The organism is Methylocystis sp. S23 (assembly GCF_054106005.1).
In genome coordinates this window covers 3,768,518-3,791,719 of the sequence record NZ_CM134185.1, presented here as the reverse complement: position 1 = coordinate 3,791,719, position 23,202 = coordinate 3,768,518, and the positions used below count along the sequence as shown (strand labels likewise).

The window sequence follows — 23,202 nt, the reverse complement described above, 5'->3', positions numbered from 1 at the left end:
GACCCGCAGATGCGCGCTCAGACCAGTTTCATGGCGACTCTGTTTTCGACGGCGATGCGCAGCAGGTCGGCCTTCGACCGCGCGCCGAGCTTGCGCTTGAGCAGCAGGCAGTTGTTGGCGACGGTCTTGTACGAAATCTTCAGGAGATGCGCGATCTCCGCCATGTCCTTGCCGTCAGCGAGGTTGCGCAGAATCTCGATTTCCCGTCCGCTGAGCGCGTCGAGCGGATTGTCGGCGAGATTGCGGTCGGCGAAGGCGAGCCGCAGCGCAAGCGCGTTGGACAGAAAACGCTCGCCCGCGGCGACGGCGCGGATCGCCTTTTCGAACACTTTGGGATTTTCGCTCTTCGCCACATAGCCGCGCGCGCCGCGCTCGATCGCCCGCGCCGCGAAGACGGGATCGTCGTTCATCGTGAAGACGATGATCTTCGCGCCAGGATTCCGCTTGAGGAGCTGGCGCAAGAGCTCGAAGCCCGAAACGCCCGGCAGATTGATGTCCAGAACGACGACGTCGGGCGCGCGAGACGCATAGGCCTCCATCGCTTCGGCGGCGTTGTGCGCCTCGTCGATCTCTATGTCGGCCTGTGCGGAGAGCATGCCGCGACAACCTTCGATCACCATGGGATGGTCGTCGATGATGAGAACGCGCATGGAGCTTTTCGCTTGTTTCCTTCTTGGCTCTTATGTTGAGAAACGGCTGGCGCTTGTCAATGATCGCAGCGGCGACGCGCACTTCAAATCGTCATGAGGCGGCGGCATGAACTGTCTTTCTCTTCGCGCGGGACTGAGCTGGCTGATCGGACTCGTGCTCGTCTCGACGCTGCTGATCAATCTGTTCATCCAGCTCTTGCACGCCGCGCCGCGCGTGCGCGCTGAAGCGGGAAGCAATCTCCGGCTGATGCGGGAATTCGTCCTGGCGACGATTGCAAATCTTCCCGCAAACGAAGATCCGACGCCGAAACTGCGGCGGCTATTCGCGAGCCTCGGCGACCTGCGTCACGTCGACATCGTGATCCTCTCCGCGAACGAAGAAGCTCCCGCGCCCTGGGCGGGACTCGCTCACGCGGGCGAGCGCGACGTTCCCGCATGGTTCGTGCGGCTCGTCGGGGCGTCGCCCCGGATCGTGATTGCGCCGGTGACAATGGGCGATCGTGTTTATGGCCGTGTCGCGATCATCTCCAATCCGCTCGACGAGCTGGAGGAAATCTGGTCGGACATGACCTGGCTCGCATCGATCAGCCTGAGCGTCACGCTCGCCATTCTCATCCTGGTGCTGGTTCTGGTGCGGTTCTCGCTCGCGCCTTTCGACGCCTTGCATGCGGGGCTGGCCGATCTCGAAGGCGGCCGGCGCGGCGTGCGGATCGCGCCGCGCGGCGCGCGCGAGTTCCGCAGGATCTCGAATGCGCTGAACTCCCTTGCGGCGACGCTCGACCGCGTGAAGGACGAGAATCGACAGCTCATGAACGAGCTGATTGAGATTCAGGACAATGAGCGCAAGGAAATCGCGCGCGACCTCCATGACGAGGCGGGACCCTGCCTGTTCTCGATCCGCGCCTCGGCGGCGGCGTTGCAGGAGGCGCTTTCTTCGCCGGCGCCGGACTTCGGCCGGCTGCGGCGGCTCAGCGCGATCATGGACAAGGCGAGCGAGGCGCTGCAAAGCTTGTTCAGGGGCTTGCTCGGTCGGCTGCGGCCGCCGGGACTGGACGAGCTTGGCCTCGAATCCGCGCTCAAGGCGCTTCTGGCTTCCTGGGAGTTTCGCCATCCGGAAGTCTCGTTGCGCCTCATCCTGCCGCGCGGCCTCTCGTCTCTCGACGAAGCGACGTCCTTCGCCGCCTATCGCATCGTGCAGGAGGGGGTCACCAATATCTTTCGGCACGCGGACGCGGATCGGGGCGAGGTCAGGCTCGAATTTGGATGGGAATCCGGCCGGGGCGCGGCCGAGGACGAGTCGGACGCGCCGAAGCTGAAGATCACGATCACGGATAATGGCGTCGGAATCCCCGACGCGCGAGGCGCCGGCGTCGGGCTGCTGGGCATGAGCGAGCGTGCGCGCGCGCTCGGCGGGACGATCGAAATCGAAAGATGCGCGGCGGGAGGAACGCGGATTTCGGCTTCTCTGCCGCTTCGCGACGACGAGGAATCGCTGTCCGCCGCCCCTCGCGAGTGATTCTAATTTTCGAAAAATGCGGCCCGGCCCGTAGAAGGCCGGGCCTCCCGCCTAATAGGAGGCGAGAACCGATGGCGCCGGCGCGCCGAACAGGTTGAAGTGGTAGTTGAGGCCGATCTTTGCGGTATGGAAGCGATGGGGCGCGCCCGTCTGACCTGAGATGAAGCTCAACGGAACGACCGGCGGGGGCGCCGGCGGCGGCATGTGCCCATGCCTGACGTCATCCAGGAGGAACCCGCCACTGCCCAGATCGACATAAAGATATTCGATCTTCAGCGACAAGTTCGGCAGGAAGGCCCATTCGAGCCCGCCGCCCGCGGTCCATCCCGTGCGGGTCGCGCTTTCCCAGGCGCCGTCGAAGAAGCCGTTTGTAAAGCCGATCACGAAATTGCTGGAGGTATGGCCATAGGCGAATCCGCCCGTGCCAAAAATGAGCAGGGTCGGCAAGATGGCGTAGCCGACGCGCCCCCGCACCGTGCCGAACCAGTCAAGACTCTGGCGCGTGGTGATGAACGGGAAAACCGCCGTGCCGACCACAGGCGAACCGATGACGGTCGTGCTCGAATTGATGTCGGCGCCCAGAAAATCCGTTTCCAGTCCCACGACGAAGCCGGTTCCGGCGAATTGGTAATTGTAGCCGGCCTGCACGCCGCCAATGACGCCGCTGGCGCCGGGGCTGACGGAGGTCCAGGCGACGCCCGTGGCGGCTAGCCCAGGCGTCAGCGAAACGCCGTCGATCGAACCCGTGTTCGCCCAGCCGCCGCCGATCGTCGGACCGACATAGAAGCCCGTCCAGGAGAAGAGCGGTTGCGGTGGCGCAGGCGGCGCTTTGATCGAGGGCAAATCCGCGGCGACCGCCCCGGTGACCAGCAAAGCCGCGGCCGGCGATAGGATAAGGCGCTTTGTCATTCTCGTCCCTTGCGTAGTGAGTCAGGCGTTTTGCAAGAGACACGACAATTTTATCTTGATAAAGGTCGAAAATAGATGTTAGACGAAAGCTTGTCAGCTATTTATGAAACGAGTTGGAAAAATACAACAGTATACTTAGCAGTATTACGTATTACTACTTAATTAATAGGCGCGAAGTATAACTACGGCAAAGCAAAGCTTCGCCTCTTGAGGGGGCTGTGAATTACAAAAATGCCTGCGGCAATGGCGTTGGAAATCGGTCACGGCGTCGAGCTCCATGATAAAAGCGCAGAGGCGGGGTCAGGCGAGCCGCGGCGTTCCGGCCGTGCTGTAGGCGCCACAGTCGCGCCGAAAAGCGCCAGGGGCTCGCGGAAGGGCCTATTTTCCTTTTGACTGTGTGGACTTAGAGAGATTTCCCTTCCTGTAGGTTGACTGGATTCGCCAACCGTTCTGACCGTCAGGAGCATTCAGATGAAAAAAATTGCGCTCTATGTGACAGCCTTCGCGGCGACCGCGGGCTCCGCGTTCGCGGCGGACCTTCCCTCCCATAAGGGCCCGCCGATCCTTCCTCCGCCGCCCCCGCCGCCGCTGTGGACCGGCTTCTATGTCGGTTTGAACGCTGGCGGCACATGGGCGAACAGCAATACGATTTCCACTGGCGTCGGCAATCTTCAGTTCTGCTCCCCCGCGCAGGGCTGTGGCGGCGGGTTCGAGGTCGCCGCCGCTTCCGCCGCCGGCGCCACGGGGGTCATCGCGGCCAACAATGGCGGCGGGTTCATCGGCGGCGGGCAGATCGGCTACAATTATCAGTTCTACAACAGCCTCCTCGTCGGCATCGAGGCCGATATCCAAGGCGTTGCGAGCAGCGGTTCCGCGGTCTCCTACGCGACGATCGCTCCGGTTCCCGGCTTTGCGGCGAACAGCGTTTCGTCGGTGGCGTCCGTCTCGCGCAGCATCGACTATATCGGCACGGTGCGCGGGCGTCTCGGCTGGCTGGCCACGCCGACCTTGCTGATCTATGGCACGGGCGGCCTCGCCTATGGCGGCGTGAATTCGAACACCGGCATATTCCAGGGGCTCAACGGTCCGAGCGCGGGCATTGCGACCGCTTGGGCGTCAGCCGGCGCCTTCTCCGATACGCGCGTCGGCTGGACGGCCGGCGGCGGCGTCGAGTGGATGTTCTGGCCGAACTGGTCGGCGAAGGTCGAGTATCTATATTACGATCTTGGCAACGTCACCTATTCGGGCATCCTCGCGGATCCCATCCTTGCTCCGGCGCCCGGTCAGCCCGCCACCTTCTTCCTCAACGCTTGGCGGACGACGACCCGCTTCGATGGCAACATCGTCCGCGCCGGCGTGAACTATCACTTCAACTGGGGCGCTCCGGCTCCGGTCGTCGCGAAATACTGATCGAACGAAACCCAGCCTCATCTCGTTCGCAAGAGGAAGGCCCGGCTCGCGCCGGGCCTTTTTCCTTGGGCGCTGACGAGGCGAAGATGCGCGCTCTCGTTTGACGCTCAAGGTCTTGGAATTCAAATACGACGCCACCGCTGGACGGCCTTCGGGACCGCCCGTCCTCGAGGCGGCTCCCAGATCAGAAGTTCGTCGCTATTGAGGGGCGCCAGCACGCTTGACGACATCCGAGGGCTCGGATTCATACTCGAGAACGGCGGGCCGGGGGGCGAGGCTGAGGAAGGCCGATGCGGATGGGATGGCGAAGCAAGCTTCAAAGCAAGCCGCCCGAGCGCGACCCCACGCCGCTCTATGTCGCCGCGACCGGCATGCTCATGTCTATCGCGAGCTACGCCATCCCCGGCGAAGGCGTTTCGGGAACGCTTTTCGGCTCCGGCTTGATCACCGCGGGATTCTGCATTGTGTATTGGCTCGCGAATCCGAGCCATGGCGCGGATTGACGTCGAGGCCCCGCCATCGGGATTCCCGTTTCGGAGCTGGAACATTTGCTGTCGGGTCCGGTTCTATGAGCGGCGGAACCGGCGCCGTTCGCACTGACGCCCAATCGCCCGGATTAGCTTGACCGAAAGGGAGTCGCTCGATGCACGTAGCCGACATCCAGGATTACGCCAGGCAGCTATTTGAGGCGCATGGCGATAAAGCCGTCGCCGAAGCCGCACAAAAAGCCGCGGCTTTGGAGGAAAAAGGCGAGAAGGAGCAGGCCGAAAACTGGCGCCGGATCGAGGCCGCGCTCTATCAAATGCTCGGGCCGCACCAGAGCTGAGCATGGCCCTGGGCGTCTGCCTTGGCGAGTGGTCCACGCCGCGGCGGCGAATGACTGTGATGATGTTTGGTCGGAGTGAGAGGATTCGAACCTCCGACCCCCTCGTCCCGAACGAGGTGCGCTACCAGGCTGCGCTACACTCCGATCCAGCGGCCGCGCGGGCCGCTTTCGAGGGGCCTTATAGCCATTGAGCGCGGTCCCCGCAACTGGTCTTCGCCTGTTATTTTATCGCCCTTTGCGACGTCGCCTGAGGGTCACATAGGCGAAGTCGGCGTCGTCCCTTTCGCCGCGCGGCGGCGTCTCGCGGGCGATTTCTTCCCAGTCTTCCGGGGAAAGCGCGGGGAAATGCGCGTCGCCGGGGATGTCAAGCGCGACCTCGGTCAATTCGATCAGATCCGTCCGCGGGAGCAGCGCGCGATAGATTTCCTCGCCTCCCGCGACGATGATCTCGTCGGCTCCCATCTCCGCCGCGAGCCGTCTGGCGATGGCGAGCGATTCGGGCAGGCTCGACGCGACATGGGCGCCGGGCGCTTCATAGCCGGGGCGGCGGGTGACGACGACGCTTTCGCGGCCGGGCAGAGGGCGCCCGATCGATTCCCAGGTGCGGCGGCCCATGATCATGGGCCGCCCCCAGGTGCGCGCCCTGTAGCGCTTGAGATCGCTGGAGAGCCGCCAGGGCAGGCCGTTGCCGACGCCGATAACGCCGTTTCTGGCCCGCGCGACGACGGCCACGAGTTTGGGTTCCATGCGCTTCTATACCGCGATCGGCGCGGCGATGGCCGGCCAGGGGTCGTAGCCTTCGACCGCGATATGCTCGTAACGGAAGTCGAAGAGCGAGGCGACGGCCGGGTTCAAAGCGAGGCGGGGCAGGGGCCTCGGCGCGCGCGAGAGCTGGAGCCGCGCCTGCTCGACATGGTTCAGATAGAGATGCGCGTCGCCGAGGCTGTGGATGAAATCGCCCGGAACGCAGCCCGTGACCTGCGCGACCATCTGGGTGAGCAAGGCATAGCTGGCGATATTGAAGGGGACGCCGAGGAAGACGTCCGCCGAGCGCTGATAGAGCTGGCAAGAGAGGCGCCTTCGCCCGTCGATCTCCGCGACATGGAACTGGAAGAGGCAATGGCAGGGCGGCAAAGCCATGAAATCCACTTGAGCGGGGTTCCAGGCGGAGACGATCAGGCGGCGCGAGAACGGGTTGCGCCGGATTTGTTCGACCACATTAGCGAGCTGGTCGATTGCGCCGCCTTCCGGCGCCGGCCACCGGCGCCACTGCACGCCGTAGATCGGCCCGAGATCGCCATTCGCGTCCGCCCATTCGTCCCAGATGGTGACGCCATGCTCTCTTAGATAGGCGATGTTGGCGTCGCCCTTCAGGAACCAGAGCAATTCATGGATCACCGACGTCAGATGCACCCGCTTGGTCGTGACGAGCGGGAAACCCTCCGAGAGGTCGAAGCGCATCTGGTGGCCGAAGATGGAGAGCGTGCCCGTGCCCGTGCGATCCTCCTTGCGGGCGCCTTCGCGCAGGATTTTGTCGAGCAGATCGAGATATTGGCGCATGGGATCGTGTAGCGCGTCGAGACGCGCGCGCCAATTGTTTCATCTTCCGCGCCAGCGCGTCATCCGAAAGAGCGGAAGCGCGCTTCGCATTTGAAGCGCGCTCCCTCAATCAGGGGAGCTTGGCCTATTGGCCTCTGTTGCAGGCCAGGAAATTATCCTTTGTCGTTTGCGCCGCCGGGTTGGTTATCACGTTGTAATCCAGGAATTTCTGCGCATTGCTGACGATAGGCGTCGCAAAGGCGAACACGCCCGTGGACGCGCTCTTGTTGCAGCGCTAGGTCTTGCTCGATTGCCGGAAGGAGGGCGTCGTCGGCTGCTCATAGGGAGGGCCTGCATTGCCGCCGCACTCGATCAACGCCGCGGTTGCGGGATTCCATTTGGCCTAGGTAACATCAGGCCAATGCTTCGAATTCGGGCGGAGGGAAATGGCCCAACTATAGCCGGCGCGCCCCGCTGCGTGCGGATGGCAAAAATTCCGTAGCGAAGTCGGGTTCGTCTTATCGTTGCGGGCGGAGTCCGGAGACGCCGCCTTACCGACCTTTGCAGTCGAGCCATCCTCTTCCTATATTTCCTCTCCGAGGGGAGCGACGCTCTCCGGCGAAAGGGGAGGGCACATGTTGCGGTTTCTTGCGCAAAGGCGCGGATCGCTGATTTCACTGGTTCTCGCGGCGCTCCTGGCGCTCGCGCCGGCCATCGCCGAGGCGCGCATGGGCGGGGGCGGCAGCTTCGGTTCGCGCGGCTCGCGCACCTGGTCGGCGCCGCCGTCGACCCGCACGGCGCCGGGCGCGGCTTCGCCCTTCGAGCGCAGCGACACGCCGCGTCCTGGCTACGGAACGAGCCAACCGGGCTGGAACAACCCCGCTTATGGCGGTTCGTCCTTCGGCCGCGGCCTCATGGGCGGCCTCGCCGGCGGCCTGCTCGGCGCGGGCCTCTTCGGCCTGCTGACGGGACAGGGCTTCTTCGGCGGCATGGGCGGTTTCATGTCGATCATCGGCTTTCTGTTGCAGATCGCGCTGATCGTCTTCCTGGCGCGCCTCGCCTTCGCCTGGTGGCGGAGCCGCCAAGCGCCGGCGGGCGCTGGCCCGCAGGGCTCGACCTTCAATTTCGGCGGCGGCGCGCCTTTCGGCGGCCGTCCGATGGGCGGATTCGGCGCCGGCCCGATGGGCTTTGGCGGCGGCGCCGGCGCGCAGCAGCGTCCGCGCGCGCAGCCGATCCAGATCGCGGCCGGCGACTTCAACGCCTTCGAGCGCCTGCTCGGCGCGTCGCAGGCGGCCTATAGCCGCGAGGACCTGGACGCGCTGCGCGCCATGGCGACGCCGGAAATGGTTCGCCGTTTCGACGACGAGCTGGAGGCGAACCGCCGCAAGGGCGTCGTCAACCGCGTCACCGACGTGAAGCTTCTGCAGGGCGACCTGTCGGAGGCGTGGCGCGAGGGCTCGGACGAATACGCCACCGTCGCCATGCGCTTCGCGCTCAACGACGTGATGGAGGACCGCGCCACCGGCAAGCCCGCGCCGGGATCGCCGGGCGCGGCGCAGGCGACCGAGGTTTGGACCTTCCGCCGCCAGGCGGGGGCCGGCGCCGACGCCTGGAAACTTTCCGCGATCCAGCAGGCGGCGTAACGCGCGGACGGATAGGGAAGGGCGCTTCCTCCTCCCGGAGGGGCGCCAATACCTCCCGTTACGGGGAGGCCGGCGGTCGAAAGACCGCCGGGTGGTTCCCTTCCGCCATGATATTGCCCGAGCGCTGCCCCACCCGACCCCGCTTCGCGGGGGCGCCGTCCCCGTAAAGGGGCTGCTGCCGCATGCACATATCTCGAAAGTCGCCAACGCCGTCATGGCTGGGCTTGTCCCGGCCATGACGGCCTCCCGGAGATGTGTGACTCCCTTAACCCGTAAAAGGGAGGCATGGGGCGCCGATCACCGGGGATCGTTCGTCCGATTGCTTGCGAAGGAAGCGCTTTCTTGTTGATCCGTTCGAGATGACGCTTCCGCGAGACCCTCTACCCATCGACGCCGTGCTGCCCGACATTCAGGCGGCGCTGGCGGCGTCGCCCAATCTCGTCATCGTCGCGCCGCCCGGCGCCGGCAAGACGACGCGCGCGCCGCTCGCGCTGATCGGCTCCGACTGGGCGAAGGGCGGCAAGCTGATCTTGCTGGAGCCGCGCCGCCTCGCCGCCCGCGCCGCCGCGAGCCGCATGGCCGCGACCTTGGGCGAGGAGGTGGGCCAGACGGTCGGCCTGCGCATGCGTTTGGAATCGAAAGTCTCGGCGAAGACGCGCATCGAGGTCGTCACCGAGGGCGTCTTCGCGCGCATGATCCTCGACGATCCCGCGCTCGACGGCGTCGCCGGCGTGCTGTTCGACGAATATCACGAGCGCTCGCTCGACGCCGATCTCGGACTGGCGCTGGCGCTCGACGCGCAATCGGGCCTGCGCGACGATCTGCGCCTCGTCGCCATGTCGGCGACGCTCGACGGCGCGCGCGTGTCGGCGCTGATGCGCGACGCGCCGACGGTCGTTTCCGAGGGCCGCGCCTATGAGGTCGAGACGCGCTATCTCGGCCGCGACGCCAATGAGCGCATCGAGGATGCGATGACCCGCGCGATCCTGCGCGCGCTGCGCGAGGAGCGCGGCTCCGCGCTGGCTTTTCTGCCGGGGCAAAGCGAGATCATGCGAGTCGCCGCACGGCTGGAGGAGGCGCGGCTCGAGGGCGTCGACATCGCGCCGCTCTATGGCGCGCTGGACAAGGGCGAACAGGACCGCGCGATCTCGCCGGCGCCGAAAGGGCGCCGCAAGGTCGTGCTCGCGACCTCGATCGCGGAAACGTCGCTCACGATCGAGGGCGTGCGCATCGTCGTCGATAGCGGGCTTTCGCGCGTGCAGCGCTATGAACCGGACCTTGGACTGTCGCGACTCGAGACCGTGCGCGCCCCGCGCGCGAGCGCAGATCAACGTCGCGGCCGCGCCGGCCGCACGGAGCCGGGCGTGTGCTACCGTCTGTGGGACGAGCCGCAGACGGGTTCGCTTCCGGCCTTCGCCGCGCCTGAGATTCTCGCGGCGGATCTGTCGAGCCTTGCGGTCGACCTCGCCGCCTGGGGCGTAGCCGATCCCGGGCAATTGAAATGGCTCGACGCGCCCCCGACGGCGGCCTGGAAAGAGGCGGTGGCGCTCGATCGCGAGCTCGGCGCGCTGGACGCCGACGGGCGGCTGACGGAACAGGGCAGGGCGCTGCGCGCGCTGCCCCTGCCGCCGCGCCTCGCCCGCATGGCGCTCGAAGCCGCGCGCCACGGCGCGGCGGAGCGCGCGGCGGAGCTCGCCATGCTGCTTTCCGAGCGCGGTCTCGGGGGGAACGACGCGGATTTGTCGCATCGGCTGGACAGGCTGCGGGGGGACGGCTCGAAGCGGGCGAAGGACGCGCGGCGCTTGGCGGCGAATTGGGCGCGTACGGCGAAGGGCGTCTCGCCGCGTCTCGCCGAAGCGCCCCCTCTCCAGCGGCGCGGGGGAGGAACGGCGAGAGGAGCTTCGGATTCCTCAAATGGCGCCTTGCTCTCCGACGGCGCGCTCGTCGCCCTCGCTTATCCCGACCGCCTCGCCAAGTCACGCGGCGCGAAAGGCGACTTCCTCATGGCGAATGGCCGCGCCGCGAGCCTGCCCGTCGAAGACGGGCTGTCGCGCGCGCCCTTTCTCGCCATTGCGGAGCTCACGGGCCGCGCGGCGCAGGCGCGCATTCTCGCCGCCTGCGCGCTCGCCGCCGAAGAGCTGGAGGAAATCGCGCGCGATCGCATCGAGACGCGCGACGAAACGGTCTTCGATCCCGCGAGCGCGAGCCTGCGGCGTCGGCGTTTCCGGCGTCTCGGCGCGATACGGTTGAGCGAGCAGAATCTCCCGGTGGACGCCAATGAGGAAAGCGCGGCCGCGCTTGCGCGGGGCGTCGCGAGCCTTGGCGTCTCCCGCCTGCCCTGGACGAAGGCGCAGGCGCAGCTTCGCGACCGCGTCGCCTTCCTGCGCAAGGCCGAAGGCGAGGAATGGCCCGATCTTTCGGATGCGGCTTTGGCCGAAAGCGCGTCGGAATGGCTTGCGCCCTACATTGTGGGACGCGTTTCGCTGAACGACGTCGCCCCAGGCGATCTCGACGCCGCGCTCGCGCATTTATTGCCTTACGATCTCACGCGCCGCCTCGAAGCCGAGGCGCCCTCGCATTTCGAGACCCCCGCGGGTTCGCGCCACGCCCTCGATTACGACGCGCCCAATGGCCCGCTGCTTTCCGTGCGCGTGCAGGAGCTTTACGGCCTCTCGCAGCACCCGACGCTTGCGCGCGGGCGCGTTCCGCTCACCCTCGAGCTGCTCTCCCCCGCGCATCGGCCGATCCAGACGACGCGCGACCTGCCGAGCTTCTGGGCCGGCTCCTGGAACGAGGTGAAGAAAGAGATGAAGGGCCGCTATCCGCGCCATGTCTGGCCCGACGATCCCGCCAGGGCCGCGCCGACGACGCGAGCGAAGCCGCGCGGGTGACAATCTTTCAAGGGGCGCGACTCGCTCGCGCCGATTCATCCGATTTTCGCCGCCTGTCTTAAGACCGGGGCAAAGATTTCGCACGAGGATCGCCTCGTCATGCGAGCCGCCGGCGAGGCGCCTCCTTTCAGTCAGTTGCGGGCGAAGCATCATGCTCTGGACGCAGATCCAATACGCCGCCATCGCCGTCTTCATCAGTCTGATCGCGGCCGGCGCTCTTGCCCGTCTGGGGCCGGGCGCCGGCGGCGCGCCGCAGAACGCGCAGCGCCTTCCCGCGCCCGTCGCGCCGACCCGCGCGGCGCTGCCGGTGCGCGCCGAAGAGGTCCGGATGGGCGCGGATGGCGGCGGCCAGTTTCTGACCGATGCGGAAATCAACGGCGCGCGAATATCGAGGATGATGGTCGACACGGGCGCGACGCTCGTCGCGCTCTCCTATGAGGATGCGGCGTCGGCCGGGCTGTATCCCGCCCCGGCCGATTACAAATATCAGGTCAGCACAGCGAATGGCGTCGCCCATGTCGCGCGGGTCAAGCTCAACGACGTGCGCATCGGCAATATCGTGGTCCACGACGTGGACGCGGTCGTCGGCGAGCGCGGCGCGCTCTCCGGCAGCCTGCTGGGCATGACCTTTCTATCGAAGCTCGCCAAGTTCTCGGTTGAGTCGGGCTCGCTCGTCCTGAAGCGATAAGGGGCCATAAGGCTGGGTCTCAGCGGCGCCTGAGGCGGGCGATTTGGCCGCTCTCCGGCGACGGTGTAAATGGGGCGCGTCGAGAGATTGCTCCAAGGACCATCATGCTCCCCAAGCCCGTTTCCAGCCTCACGCCGAATACTTTCGAATATGAGCGGACGCCGCTCGTGAAGCCGACGGGCTTTCGCGAATATGACGCGCGCTGGCTGTTCGGATCGGAACTCAACTTGATGGGCGTACAGGCGCTGGGCATGGGGCTCGGCACGTTAATCCACGAAATGGGCGTCGCGCCGGACATCGTCACCGGGCATGACTATCGTTCCTATTCGGCGTCGATCAAGCTGGCGCTGATCGCCGGGCTCATGGCCTCGGGCGTGCGCGTGCGCGACATCGGCCTCGCTCTGTCGCCCATGGCCTATTTCGCGCAGTTCGAGCTCGACGCGCCGGCCGTCGCCATGGTCACGGCCTCGCATAACGACAATGGCTGGACAGGCGTGAAGATGGGCGCGCAGCGGCCCGTGACCTTCGGGCCCGAGGAGATGGGCCGGCTGAAGGAGATCGTTCTTGCCGGCAGGTTCCGGGAGGCGGGCGGCGGCTCCTATCGCTATATCGAGAATTTCGGCGCGCGCTATCTCGACGATCTGACGCGGCGCCCGGGCTTTGCGCGCAAGATGAAGGTCGTCGCCGCCTGCGGCAACGGCACGGCGGGCGCCTTCGCGCCGCAGATGCTGGCGCGGCTCGGCTGCGAGGTCGTCCCGCTCGACATCGAGCCTGACTATACTTTCCCGCGCTACAATCCCAATCCCGAAGACATGGAGATGCTCCACGCCATCGCGCATAAGGTGCGCGAGACCGGCGCGGATGTGGGCCTGGGCTTCGACGGCGACGGCGACCGCTGCGGCGTCGTGGACAATCATGGCGAGGAAATATTCGCCGACAAGATCGGCGTGATGCTCGCCCGCGATCTCTCCAAAGTCTATCCGAACGCGAAATTCGTCGTAGACGTGAAGTCGACCGGCCTCTTCGCGACCGATCCGGAGCTCGCCGCGCGCGGCGTGCATACCGAATATTGGAAGACGGGCCACTCCTATATCAAGCGTCGCGTCAACGACCTCAATGCGCTCGCCGGTTTCGAGAAGTCGGGCCATTTCTTCTTCAACGCGCCGATCGGGCGCGGCTATGACGACGGCCTGCTGACGGCGGTCCATATTCTGGAGATGCTCGACCGCAATCCGGAGAAAAGCATGGCCGATCTCTACAATGATCTGCCCAAGACCTGGGGCTCGCCGACCATGTCGCCGCATTGCGACGACGAGAAGAAATACGATGTGGTGAGGAAGGTCACCGCGCGTATCGAGGGCATGAAGGCGCGGGGCGAGCCATTGCTCGGCCAGCCGATCCGCGACGTCGTGACGGTCAACGGCGTGCGCGTGACCGTCGCGGACGGAACCTGGGGCCTCGTGCGCGCCTCCTCAAACAAGCCGGAGCTCGTCGTCGTCGTCGAGAGCCCGGCGTCGGAAGCGCGCATGCGCGAGATGTTCGGGGCGATGGACGCGATTCTGCGGGAGAATCCGGAAGTCGGCGCGTATAATCAGACGATCTGAAAACGGCGCGCCGGCGTTTTGCGGCGCCTCAGGGCGTCGAATTGCAGTTCGTGCCGGTGGTCATGAAATATTGGATGTGGCTCGGCACATAGGTGTTGCGGACCGGGGCGTAGCTCGTGCGCTGCATCGTCCATGTCGGCGGCGAGCCCCATTTGAAGAATTCGAAGTGCACGCCGGGTGAATAATTGTAGATGACGTCGGCGACGATGACCGGCCCCGTGGTTGGATTGACGCCGTTCGTGGCCTGTACATAGCTCGACGGGATTGTGGCGACCGAGACGGGCGCCGCGTTCGACGGCGAAAGCGCCGGGTTGCAGGGACGCGGCGTCGCGCCGTTGCGCGTGACGGTCCAGTTCGTTTTCGCTTGCCATGTGCCGGCCGAAGGGGAGGAGATGTTGATCTCCGAGATCGTCATCTTCAGGGCCGTAGAGGTCGCGGACAGGCCCATGAGCGTGTTCGCCGCCGAGAAGATGTCGGCGACGTCCGTTTCATTGATGCAGGCCGGGCCGCTCGATTTGCATGAGCCTTTGTCAGCGGGAAGAATCTGCGCGGTCAGATCGGCGAGCGTATGCGCGACGAGATCGAGCCGCTGCGCCGTGCGCATGCCGCGCGACAGCTCGACGAGGCCCAAATAGATCATCAGCATGAGCGGCAGGATCAGGCCGAATTCGACGGCCGCTATGCCGGATTCGTTTCGATGCAGCCCTTTGAAGGCAGGGCCTCTGCGCTTGATCATCACGGCTCCACGCGGAAGGCGGCGATGCCCATGAGCATATAAGTCCAGGCGCTGTTGTATCGCATCTGGCCGGTGTGGATCTGTCCATAGCTGTCGCCTTTGAAGACGCCGCCGCCGAGCAGGCCGGAAATCACCGTCATGGGATAGACGATGCGGACGATTGCGATCTGCCCGGGCGCAGGCATGTTGATGACGGACGAGCCGGCGTTCGGAGTCGAATAAAAGCTGTTGCTGGTCTCGGCGGCGCCCCAGCTCGCGGGGCTGCGCACGTCCACCATGATCTTGTCGCAGTCGAACATGGTCGACAGAGTCCCCGGCTTCACGGCGCCGGTCGCTTTCCAGGTGCAGACGTTCTTGTCGACGAACTGCTTGTAGGTCAGTCCTGGATCCGTGCTGTGCGTGAGCACGGCGCGGCTCGCCGTTTCCGTCGCCATTTGTAGCTGGGCGGTGCGGAAATAGACGGCGCCGGTTTCGAAGATGGCGCCGATCAGTCCGAGAAACGGCACCGAAATCATGGCGAATTCGATCGCCGTCGTTCCTTTGACGTCGGCGAGAAAACCCCGCCGGGAAAGTCGCTTCGCAAGCAGCGAAAGCCGTGTGACGAAACGATTGGCGGCTGGCATGTTCACACCCGAAGCGCTCGATGGCGGAGCAAAAGGCTCTCCGCCCTCGCAATTCAGAAGCAAACTGACGCCGAACGGTTGCTGGGCCGTTACCAATCTCCGCGATGCGCCCGCGATCGGGATTCTTGGTTATCGCCGTCGATAAAGCTTTACCGCCGCGTCGAGGTCGCGGCGCTGTCATGCGCCTTCACGGCCTCGATAACGCTGTTCATGTAATTTGAATCGTCGGCGAGATCCACGGCCTTGGCGCAATGCGGATTGCAGGACATGGATTCGCGGTGCATGCCGCGCTGCACGACCAGCTTGTCTTGCGCCGGGACCACCGTGACCGTCGACTCGCCGACCTGCGCTCCGGATTTGTCGAGCACGATGAGGTTGGTCGTGCCGAAGCTCTTGCCGGTGATCACCATGAGCTGGCTGTTCTTCAACATGGTCACGTCGGCGATCAGCGGATTTCCGATGACGAGCGTCGACGCGCCCTCCGGGATCTTCACGATGCGCGCGTAGTCGATGTCGACGCGAATGGCGCGTTCATTGGCGGACGCTTCGCCGACCGTCGCCTGAAGGCTGGCGGCGCCGAAGGCCAGAAGCAGGGCCCCGCGGAAGAGAGTCGTAGCAAAGGTCATTCGGCTCACCATGAAGCGCCGATTTTCGGCGCCGTTCCGCGGAGGGGCGCGCCCTTGTCCGCATAGGAGATAGATGTGGTCTCGTTCGCGCCGGATCCGGTCGTGGCGGAAACCCCGGCGGTCACGGCATGGATGAAATAAAGCATCTAATGGTGAACGATTGCTAAAAAAGATTTTATTAAATTCCATGCGCAATATTGCGCTGGGCGTCGCAAATACAGGCGGTCCAAGGTGAATCTCTCGTAAGGGCGCCGAGGCGCGGGCGCGCGCGGGAAATGAAAAGCGGCGTCAGTCGGCTATTTCAAGTTGAATTTGTCTGAAAACGAATCATCGCAAGGCGTGAACGGGCGCGGCGCCGCGGTCTCGATCAACGATCTTGAAAGATTTGATGGCTACCTTCCGATCATTCGATCGAGCCTTGATATGGAGCGGGTTCGACGAAATGTGAAAAACCAGTTCGGAGCAGGAACATGAACAAGATCTTCGCGCGTTTCGTTAAGGATGAGTCGGGCGCGACCGCGATCGAATACGGCCTGATCGCCGCGCTTATCGGCGTCGCCATCATCGCCGGCGTCAAGGCTCTCGGCACGAACCTTTCGAGCACCTTCGCCAAGGTTTCGGGCAACCTTTCCTGATTGCTCTTCCTTGCAAAAGCGCATCAGCGGCCCGGAGACCGGGCCGCTGATATTTTGCGCAGGACGCGTCGCGGCCCTCTTAACGGGGGGTTAATGATCGGATCGTAACTTCCGGCCGAACGCGTCGCGCGAAACACGATCGGGTAGGATATTCCATGATCGAAGCCGTGGCGTTCGTCGTTTTCCCGACCCTGATGTTCTTCGCCGCGTTTTCGGACCTGCTCACGATGACGATTCCCAATCGGGTTTCGTATATTCTCGTCTTCGTCTATTTCGCGGTCGCCGCTTACCTGCCGCTTCCCTGGGATACGCTGGTCACGCATGTTTCATGCGGCGTGGCGGTTCTCGCTCTTACCTTCGCGATGTTCCAGTTTGGATGGGTTGGCGGCGGCGACGCCAAGCTCGCTTCCGCGACGGCGCTTTGGCTGGGCTGGGAGAATCTGCTCGATTACGGGCTCGTCGCGTCGCTCGCGGGCGGCCTGCTCACGCTCGTCATCGTGATGATGCGCTGGAATGACTTGCCGAAGCGTCTGCTCTCGATCGGCTTCGTCGCACGGCTCGCCGGAAAGACCGAGGGCGTTCCTTACGGAATCGCGCTCGCGGTCGCCGGCCTCGTGATCTATCCGCAGTCTCTGCTCTGGTTCAAACTCTCCGGCGTCTAGAACGCGCGGCGAAGAGCGGGCTTTTTTGCGAGGCGGCCGCAGCGGCGTGATCTAACGCCGGTCGGGGCCCATAACGCGTCGGAATCATTCGTCGATTCCGCAAGGCTCCTACTATGGCTTTCTTAAGGACCTCATCTGCCGCCCGAAATCGCGGGAGAGGGGCGCCCCACGCGACGGAACACAAATTTCTCAGTGCTTTACTATGCATTTTCCGGCCTTCTAAATATCCACGACTTGTAACATCTGATTAACCCTAATTTGACGTTTATCCGCTTGAATTGTGTCCAACCTCGATTTGGCGGGGCGTTGGATATCGCACGATGAACAAGGCACAAATCGCAGTTCTCGCAGTCGCTGTCGCTGCTGGCGGCGCCGCGTTCATGATGATGAACGGCTCAAGTCCGCCGCCGCCGGTTCAGGTCGTCGCGCCCGCGCCCGTCAATGTCGATCAGGTGCTGGTTGCGACGCGCGATCTGCCTTACGGCACGGAAATCGCCGACGCCGACGCCAACTGGGTCGATTGGCCGAAGAATTCCGTTCCCGTCGGCGCGCTTTCCAGGAGCGAGGCGCCGAACGCCAAGGAGGACGTCAAGACTTCCTATGTGCGCATCCCGATTTCGAGCGGCGAGCCGATACGCAAGGATCGTCTGATCAAGGGCGTCACGGCGGGCCTCATGTCCACCATGCTGTCGCCGGGCAAGCGCGCCATCGCCATCGACGTCACGCTCAACAATACGGCGGGCGGCTTCATCCTTCCCAATGACCGCGTCGACGTGATCCGCACCTATCGCGACACGGAAGCCTCGAAGGATCTCGGCCACGAAGTCTACGGCTCGGAGGTCGTGCTTTCGAATGTGCGCGTCCTCGCCATGGGCCAGACGATCGAGAAGAAGGGCTCCGAACCGGTCGTCACCGGCTCGACGGCGACTCTCGAACTCGATCCGCGCCAGGCGGAGCAGGTCGTGCTCGCCCAGCGCACGGGGCAGCTCGTCCTCTCGCTGCGTCCGATCACCGACGCAATCGTGAAGGACGCATCCGCCGAGGCGCCGGGCAACTCCGATGAAGACGATACGCTGACCGTGGTGCGGCACGGCGTCTCCGCCAACATGCGAATGAAATGAGCGCCCAGATGACGTCCTCATATCCGAAATCCAACCAATTGCGAGGAGCGCCGCATATGAGCCGCTTGGTGCAGAATCTGGTCGGCGCCGCGGCGGCGGCGATCGCAATCGCGGCGGCGAGCGCGCCTGCGCCGGCTTTGGCGCAGGGGCCGTACCCCGCAGGCATCGAGGCGGACTCGAGCGCGATGCTGGCGCGGCGCATCTCGATGGGCGTCGGCAAGTCGATGATCGTCGACCTCCCTCGCGACGTGACCGAAATCGTGGTCGGCAATCCCAAGATCGCGGACGCGGTCGTGAGAACGCCCCGCAAAATCTATGTCATGGGCGGCGAGGCCGGGCAGACGACGATCATCGGCCTCGACGCCGGCGGCAGGCAAGTCGCCAATCTTGAAATCAGCATCGGCCGCGACGTCGGCGAATTGATGCCGCTGTTGAAGGCGGCTTTGCCGAAAACAAACATCGTCGCGCGGACGGTGAACGACATCATCATTCTGACGGGCGATGTCGGCTCCGCCGGCGAGGCGCAGCGGGCCGTGGACATCGCGAAGGGCTTCGCCTCTCGCGCCATGAGCGGCTCCGGGGTGACCGGCGGCGCGTCGTCGACCTCCATGCCCGGCGGCGTCGGCGGTTCGGCGGACGGCAACGTCATCAACGCCATGACGATCCGCGGCGAAGAGCAGGTGATGCTGAAGGTCACCGTCGCCGAAGTCGAGCGCAAGGTCATCAAGCAGCTCGGCTTCTCGGCCCAATCGGGCGGCGACACGCTCCTCAGCGGCGGGTGGGGCAAGTTCATCTCCGAGAACCCCTTCGCGGTCAATCCGATCGTGTCGAACACCGCGCTGATCATCAACGGGCCGAACGACACGCGCGCGACCTTGAAGGCGTTCGAGCGCTACGGCGTGACGCGCATTCTCGCCGAACCGACGGTCACCGCGATTTCCGGCGAACAGGCGAAGATGCTCGTCGGCGGCGAGATCGCCGTGCCGGGGTCCGGCGCCTGTACCGTCTCGACCGGCGGCTTCCAGCCCGTCTGCACGCCCGGCATCGTCTTCAAGCCCTACGGCGTGTCGCTGAATTTCATTCCGGTGGTCCTCTCGGAAGGACGCATCTCGCTGCGTCTCGCCACGGAAGTCACCGAGGTCGACGTTCAGAACAGCTTTACCTACGCCAACGTCACCGTGCCGGGCTTCAAGACCCGCAAGAACGAGACGACCGTCGAATTGCCCTCCGGCGGATCGATCGCGACGGCGGGCCTGCTCACGCAGAAATCCGCGCAGGCGATCACCGGCGTTCCGGGCCTTCTGAACCTGCCGATCCTCGGCGCGCTCTTCCGCTCGCGCGACTATCTGCGCAACGAGACGGAGCTGCTCGTCGTCGTGACGCCCTATATCGCTCGCGCGCTCACCCAGCAGGAAGTCGCGAGGCCCGACGACAATCTCGCCGACGCCAGCGATCCGCAGGGCTGGCTGCTCGGCCGCGTGAACCGGATCTACTCGACGCGGAGCAATCCGCAGATGATGCAGAACTTCAAGGGCCGCATCGGTTTCATTCACGATTAACGCGCGACGGCCGCGAGGGATCATGACAATGTCCACCAATATCGAAATCGCGAGGACGCCGGGCGGGTTCGCGCGCGGCACGAAGCGGCGCGACGCGCTTCGGACTGGCAGAGTCCTCGCATTGCTCCTGGCCGCTCCGCTCGGCGCCTGCGGCGTGCAAAGGACTCTGCCTCCGCCGGTCACGCCCTATGACTATCATGATCGGCATCCGGTGGTTCTCGGCGACGCGCCCCAGGTTCTCGACATCTTCCCCGCGTCGATTCGCGGGCGTGTCGATCCGGAAACGAAAGGTCGAATTCGCGAATTCGTGGCGCGCTATCGGGAACTGGGACATGGCCAGGTGACGATGCTGACTCCGGTCGGCAGCGCCGCCGCGCAAGCCAGCGCAGGCGAAGCGGGCGCGGTGCGCCATGCGCTCGCCGCGGCCGGTCTCGGCGGCAACATACTGGTGGGGACTTACCCGGTGAGCGATCCCAAGCTCGCCGCGCCGATCCGGCTGTCCTTCCAGTCGATCAAGGCCAAGGTGGCGGGGCGCTGCGGCGAATGGCCGAGGGATCTCGCCTCCGGCTCGTCGATCGACGGCTGGCAGAACGAAACCTACTGGAATTTCGGCTGCGCGTCGCAATCGACCCTTTCCGCACAGGTCGCGGACCCCCGCGATCTCGCCAATCCGCGCGGCGAAACGGCTTCCGACATCGAGATGCGGATGCGCAGCATCAACAAAATGCGCCGCGGCGAGGATCCGAGCACGGTCTGGCGTCTCAAGGCGAGCGATATCAGCAGTGTGGGTGGGGGCTCGTAATGTCAGACACAGCAGTCGATCGCGCGTCGCATAACGACGCCGCGAACCAGATCGCGCCGGTTCCGCGCATCTCGATCCAGGCCTTCTGCGAGTCGCAGGATGTCGCGGGCGTCATTGAAAGCGCCGCGACCGACCGCCGGATGAGCAAGGCCCATGTGAAGGTTCACATGGGCGGCCTTCCCGCCGCCATCGAGGCCTATCGTACGGCCCCGACGCCGAATCTCATCGTTCTCGAGAGCTTCGCCGATCGCGCCACGCTGATGGACCAGCTCGACAATCTCGCGGAGTTCTGCGACGCGGGAACCAAGGTGATGGTCATCGGCCACGAGAACGACATCGCCCTCTATCGCGAGCTGACGTCGCGCGGCGTCAGCGACTATGTCGTCGCGCCGCTCGAAGTGCTGAGCTTCATCTCGCAAGTGTCGCATCTCTACAACGGTCCCGCCTCGGACGTTCTCGGCCGCACGATCGCGGTGGTCGGCGCCAAGGGCGGCGTCGGCGCCTCGACGATCGCTCACAATCTCGCCTGGTCGATTTCGCGCCTTCTCGAATATCAGACGGTCATCGTCGATCTCGATCTGCCCTTCGGCACCGCGGGCCTCGATTTCAACCAGGATCCTCCGCAGGGCGTCGCGGACGCGGTGTTCTCGCCGGAGCGGCTCGACACGGCCTTCGTCGACCGCCTGCTCTCGAAATGCAGCAACACGCTCAGCATTCTCGCGGCGCCGGCGACGATCGACCGTCTCTACGATCTGCCGGAGCAGGCTTTCGACGCGACGCTCGACATACTCCGTTCCACGACCCCGTGCTCCATACTGGACGTTCCGCATCAATGGGCGGGATGGACGAAACGCGTGCTCGTGGCGGCGGACGAGGTCGTCATCGTTTCCGCGCCTGATCTCGCAAATCTGCGCAACACCAAGACGATCATCGATTCGCTTCGCGTCGCCCGCGTCAACGATCATCCGCCGCGCGTCATTCTCAACATGGTCGGCGTTCCCCGCCGTCCGGAGATTTCGCTCTCGGAATTCGCCAAGGCGATCGAGATAGAACCCTTCGGCGTCGTCCCCTTCGAGCCCAAGCTCTTCGGCACGGCGGCGAATAACGGGCAGATGCTCGCGGAGGTGGAGACGGGATCGAAGATCGTCGAGACGCTCGACGACATCGGTCGTCTCCTGATGGGCCGGACGGCGGCGCGTCGCGCCAAGAAAACGCTTCTTTCGCCGCTCCTCGAACGGCTCTCGGCCCGCAAGAAGGCGAGCTGACGGCTTCGAACCTTCGAGATGACGCACAGGTAACGCAAAGGTAATCGGCAATGTTCGGAAAGCGTACGAATGTCGGCGAAGCGGCGGCCCGCCCGCGCGGACCCGCTGCGCCCGCGGCGGTGAAGCCGCAATTGCCTTTGCCCGTCGCGCCGGCCCTGGAGTTGGCGCCCGCGCAGCCGGCGCCTCCCGAGCAGAAGAGGTCCGAAGAATATTACGTCACGAAAAGCGTCATTTTCGGCGCGCTGATCGAGGCCATCGACCTTGCGCAGCTCTCCAAGCTCGATCCGGAAAACGCGCGCGAGGAAATCCGTGACATCGTCAACGAAATCATCGCGATCAAGAATGTCGTCATGTCGATCGCCGAGCAGGAGGAGCTGCTCGACGATATCTGCAACGACGTTCTCGGCTATGGCCCGCTGGAGCCTCTGCTCGCGCGCGACGACATTGCGGACATCATGGTCAACGGCGCCTTCAAGACCTACATCGAAGTCGGCGGCAAGATTCAGTTGACGAACATTCGCTTCCGCGACAACTCGCAACTGATGAACATCTGCCAGCGCATCGTCTCGCAGGTCGGCCGCCGCGTGGACGACGCCTCGCCGATCTGCGACGCGCGCCTGCTCGACGGCTCCCGCGTCAACGTCATCGCGCCGCCGCTCGCGATCGACGGTCCCGCGCTCACCATCCGTAAGTTCAAGAGGGACAAGCTCACCCTCGATCAGCTCATCAGATTCGGCGCGATTTCCCCCGAGGGCGGCGAGGTGCTCAAGATTATCGGCCGCGTGCGCTGCAACGTGCTGATTTCGGGCGGCACGGGCTCGGGCAAGACGACGCTGCTCAATTGTCTGACGAACTATATCGAGGCCGACGAACGCGTCATCACCTGCGAGGACGCCGCCGAGCTGCAATTGCAGCAGCCGCATGTCGTGCGCCTGGAGACGCGTCCGCCAAATCTTGAAGGGCAGGGCGCCGTCACCATGCGCGATCTCGTCAAGAACTGTCTGCGCATGCGTCCCGAACGCATCATCGTGGGCGAGGTTCGCGGACCGGAGGCCTTCGATCTTCTGCAGGCGATGAATACGGGCCATGACGGCTCAATGGGAACGCTCCACGCCAACTCGCCGCGCGAGGCCCTGGGCCGTCTCGAGTCGATGATCACCATGGGCGGCTTCTCGCTGCCCGCGAAGACCATTCGCGACATGATCGTCTCCTCGGTCGACGTCATCATCCAGGCCGCGCGCCTGCGCGACGGCTCGCGCCGCATCACCCACATCACGGAAGTGATGGGTCTCGAGGGCGATGTGGTCACCATGCAGGACCTCTTCGTTTACGAAATCCTCGGTGAGGACGCGAACGGCAAGATCATCGGCCGTCACCGCTCGACGGGCATCGGCCGCCCGCGCTTCTGGGAGCGCGCGCGCTATTATGGCGACGACGAACGGCTCGCCGCCGCGCTCGACGCCTCGGAAGTGCGCGACGAGGAATAAGAACAAGCCG

Annotated in this window: 22 protein-coding genes and 1 tRNA gene; 15 read left to right on the top strand and 8 right to left on the bottom strand. The window is 64.8% G+C overall.

Annotated features, from left to right (window positions below; genetic code table 11):
* Positions 1-17: 17 nt before the first annotated feature.
* Positions 18-650, bottom strand: a complete 633-nt coding sequence (locus ACV7JP_RS18670; RefSeq protein WP_457797143.1) for a response regulator transcription factor — start codon at positions 648-650, stop codon at positions 18-20.
* A gap of 106 nt (positions 651-756) precedes the next feature.
* On the opposite strand from ACV7JP_RS18670, the gene ACV7JP_RS18665 reads away from it, so the two are divergent.
* Positions 757-2,166 (top strand): ATP-binding protein, encoded by a 1,410-nt coding sequence (locus ACV7JP_RS18665; protein WP_457797142.1) that lies wholly within the window; start codon positions 757-759, stop codon positions 2,164-2,166.
* A gap of 51 nt (positions 2,167-2,217) precedes the next feature.
* Here the strand turns inward: ACV7JP_RS18665 and ACV7JP_RS18660 are convergent, their stop codons facing one another.
* On the bottom strand, positions 2,218-3,075 hold the full coding sequence (locus tag ACV7JP_RS18660) for an outer membrane protein (protein WP_457797141.1): 858 nt from the start codon (positions 3,073-3,075) through the stop codon (positions 2,218-2,220).
* 471 nt (positions 3,076-3,546) lie between these two features.
* Here ACV7JP_RS18660 and ACV7JP_RS18655 point away from each other — a divergent pair, with 471 nt between their 5' ends.
* From ACV7JP_RS18655 to ACV7JP_RS18645, 3 genes are all read left to right on the top strand, one after another.
* The gene (locus ACV7JP_RS18655; RefSeq protein ID WP_457797140.1) at positions 3,547-4,485 is read left to right on the top strand and encodes an outer membrane protein; all 939 of its coding nucleotides are present in this window, start codon (positions 3,547-3,549) and stop codon (positions 4,483-4,485) included.
* A 296-nt stretch (positions 4,486-4,781) separates the two neighbouring features.
* Entirely contained in the window at positions 4,782-4,988 is a 207-nt protein-coding gene (locus ACV7JP_RS18650; protein ID WP_457797139.1) for a hypothetical protein, read from the top strand.
* 140 nt (positions 4,989-5,128) lie between these two features.
* Positions 5,129-5,311 (top strand): hypothetical protein, encoded by a 183-nt coding sequence (locus tag ACV7JP_RS18645; protein WP_457797138.1) that lies wholly within the window; start codon positions 5,129-5,131, stop codon positions 5,309-5,311.
* Between the two features lie 67 nt (positions 5,312-5,378).
* Here the strand turns inward: ACV7JP_RS18645 and ACV7JP_RS18640 are convergent.
* The 3 genes from ACV7JP_RS18640 to ACV7JP_RS18630 form a co-directional block, all read right to left on the bottom strand.
* Positions 5,379-5,455: transfer RNA gene (locus tag ACV7JP_RS18640), tRNA-Pro, on the bottom strand.
* Between the two features lie 81 nt (positions 5,456-5,536).
* Positions 5,537-6,058, bottom strand: coding sequence for a dihydrofolate reductase (locus ACV7JP_RS18635; RefSeq protein ID WP_457797137.1), 522 nt, complete (start codon positions 6,056-6,058; stop codon positions 5,537-5,539).
* 6 nt (positions 6,059-6,064) lie between these two features.
* Positions 6,065-6,871 carry a thymidylate synthase gene (locus ACV7JP_RS18630; RefSeq protein WP_457797136.1) on the bottom strand — a complete coding sequence of 269 codons (807 nt, stop codon included), beginning with the start codon at positions 6,869-6,871 and terminating at the stop codon, positions 6,065-6,067.
* A 614-nt stretch (positions 6,872-7,485) separates the two neighbouring features.
* Between ACV7JP_RS18630 and ACV7JP_RS18625 the strand changes: the two genes are divergently transcribed.
* The 4 genes from ACV7JP_RS18625 (at position 7,486) to ACV7JP_RS18610 (ending at position 13,676) form a co-directional block, all read left to right on the top strand.
* Positions 7,486-8,493: a TIM44-like domain-containing protein gene (locus ACV7JP_RS18625; RefSeq protein WP_457797135.1), complete on the top strand. Its 1,008-nt coding sequence runs from the start codon at positions 7,486-7,488 to the stop codon at positions 8,491-8,493.
* A 359-nt stretch (positions 8,494-8,852) separates the two neighbouring features.
* Positions 8,853-11,384 (top strand): ATP-dependent helicase HrpB, encoded by a 2,532-nt coding sequence (hrpB, locus tag ACV7JP_RS18620; RefSeq protein ID WP_457797134.1) that lies wholly within the window; start codon positions 8,853-8,855, stop codon positions 11,382-11,384.
* A 151-nt stretch (positions 11,385-11,535) separates the two neighbouring features.
* Entirely contained in the window at positions 11,536-12,072 is a 537-nt protein-coding gene (locus ACV7JP_RS18615; RefSeq protein WP_457797133.1) for a retropepsin-like aspartic protease family protein, read from the top strand.
* A gap of 104 nt (positions 12,073-12,176) precedes the next feature.
* On the top strand, positions 12,177-13,676 hold the full coding sequence (locus tag ACV7JP_RS18610; RefSeq protein WP_457797132.1) for a phosphomannomutase/phosphoglucomutase: 1,500 nt from the start codon (positions 12,177-12,179) through the stop codon (positions 13,674-13,676).
* A 28-nt stretch (positions 13,677-13,704) separates the two neighbouring features.
* Here ACV7JP_RS18610 and ACV7JP_RS18605 read toward each other — a convergent pair whose 3' ends face one another.
* The 3 genes from ACV7JP_RS18605 to ACV7JP_RS18595 form a co-directional block, all read right to left on the bottom strand.
* A complete protein-coding gene (locus ACV7JP_RS18605) occupies positions 13,705-14,412 on the bottom strand; it encodes a TadE/TadG family type IV pilus assembly protein (protein ID WP_457797131.1) in 708 nt (235 codons plus the stop codon).
* Positions 14,412-15,035 carry a TadE/TadG family type IV pilus assembly protein gene (locus ACV7JP_RS18600; protein ID WP_457797130.1) on the bottom strand — a complete coding sequence of 208 codons (624 nt, stop codon included), beginning with the start codon at positions 15,033-15,035 and terminating at the stop codon, positions 14,412-14,414. Before ACV7JP_RS18600 ends, ACV7JP_RS18605 begins: the two co-directional genes overlap by 1 nt.
* A gap of 149 nt (positions 15,036-15,184) precedes the next feature.
* Positions 15,185-15,661, bottom strand: coding sequence for a pilus assembly protein N-terminal domain-containing protein (locus ACV7JP_RS18595; protein WP_457797129.1), 477 nt, complete (start codon positions 15,659-15,661; stop codon positions 15,185-15,187).
* Between the two features lie 470 nt (positions 15,662-16,131).
* On the opposite strand from ACV7JP_RS18595, the gene ACV7JP_RS18590 reads away from it, so the two are divergent.
* The 7 genes from ACV7JP_RS18590 (at position 16,132) to ACV7JP_RS18560 (ending at position 23,192) form a co-directional block, all read left to right on the top strand.
* A complete protein-coding gene (locus tag ACV7JP_RS18590) occupies positions 16,132-16,296 on the top strand; it encodes a Flp family type IVb pilin (protein ID WP_457797128.1) in 165 nt (54 codons plus the stop codon).
* A 155-nt stretch (positions 16,297-16,451) separates the two neighbouring features.
* Positions 16,452-16,958, top strand: a complete 507-nt coding sequence (locus ACV7JP_RS18585) for an A24 family peptidase (protein WP_457797127.1) — start codon at positions 16,452-16,454, stop codon at positions 16,956-16,958.
* A gap of 320 nt (positions 16,959-17,278) precedes the next feature.
* Positions 17,279-18,079: a Flp pilus assembly protein CpaB gene (cpaB, locus tag ACV7JP_RS18580; RefSeq protein ID WP_457797126.1), complete on the top strand. Its 801-nt coding sequence runs from the start codon at positions 17,279-17,281 to the stop codon at positions 18,077-18,079.
* A gap of 56 nt (positions 18,080-18,135) precedes the next feature.
* Entirely contained in the window at positions 18,136-19,638 is a 1,503-nt protein-coding gene (locus ACV7JP_RS18575) for a type II and III secretion system protein family protein (protein ID WP_457797125.1), read from the top strand.
* Between the two features lie 28 nt (positions 19,639-19,666).
* Positions 19,667-20,440, top strand: a complete 774-nt coding sequence (locus ACV7JP_RS18570; RefSeq protein WP_457797124.1) for a CpaD family pilus assembly protein — start codon at positions 19,667-19,669, stop codon at positions 20,438-20,440.
* Positions 20,440-21,705, top strand: coding sequence for an AAA family ATPase (locus ACV7JP_RS18565; RefSeq protein ID WP_457797123.1), 1,266 nt, complete (start codon positions 20,440-20,442; stop codon positions 21,703-21,705). The genes ACV7JP_RS18570 and ACV7JP_RS18565 overlap by 1 nt, the downstream gene beginning before the upstream one ends.
* Positions 21,706-21,755: 50 nt before the next feature.
* Positions 21,756-23,192, top strand: a complete 1,437-nt coding sequence (locus ACV7JP_RS18560; protein WP_457797122.1) for a CpaF family protein — start codon at positions 21,756-21,758, stop codon at positions 23,190-23,192.
* Positions 23,193-23,202 lie beyond the last annotated feature (10 nt).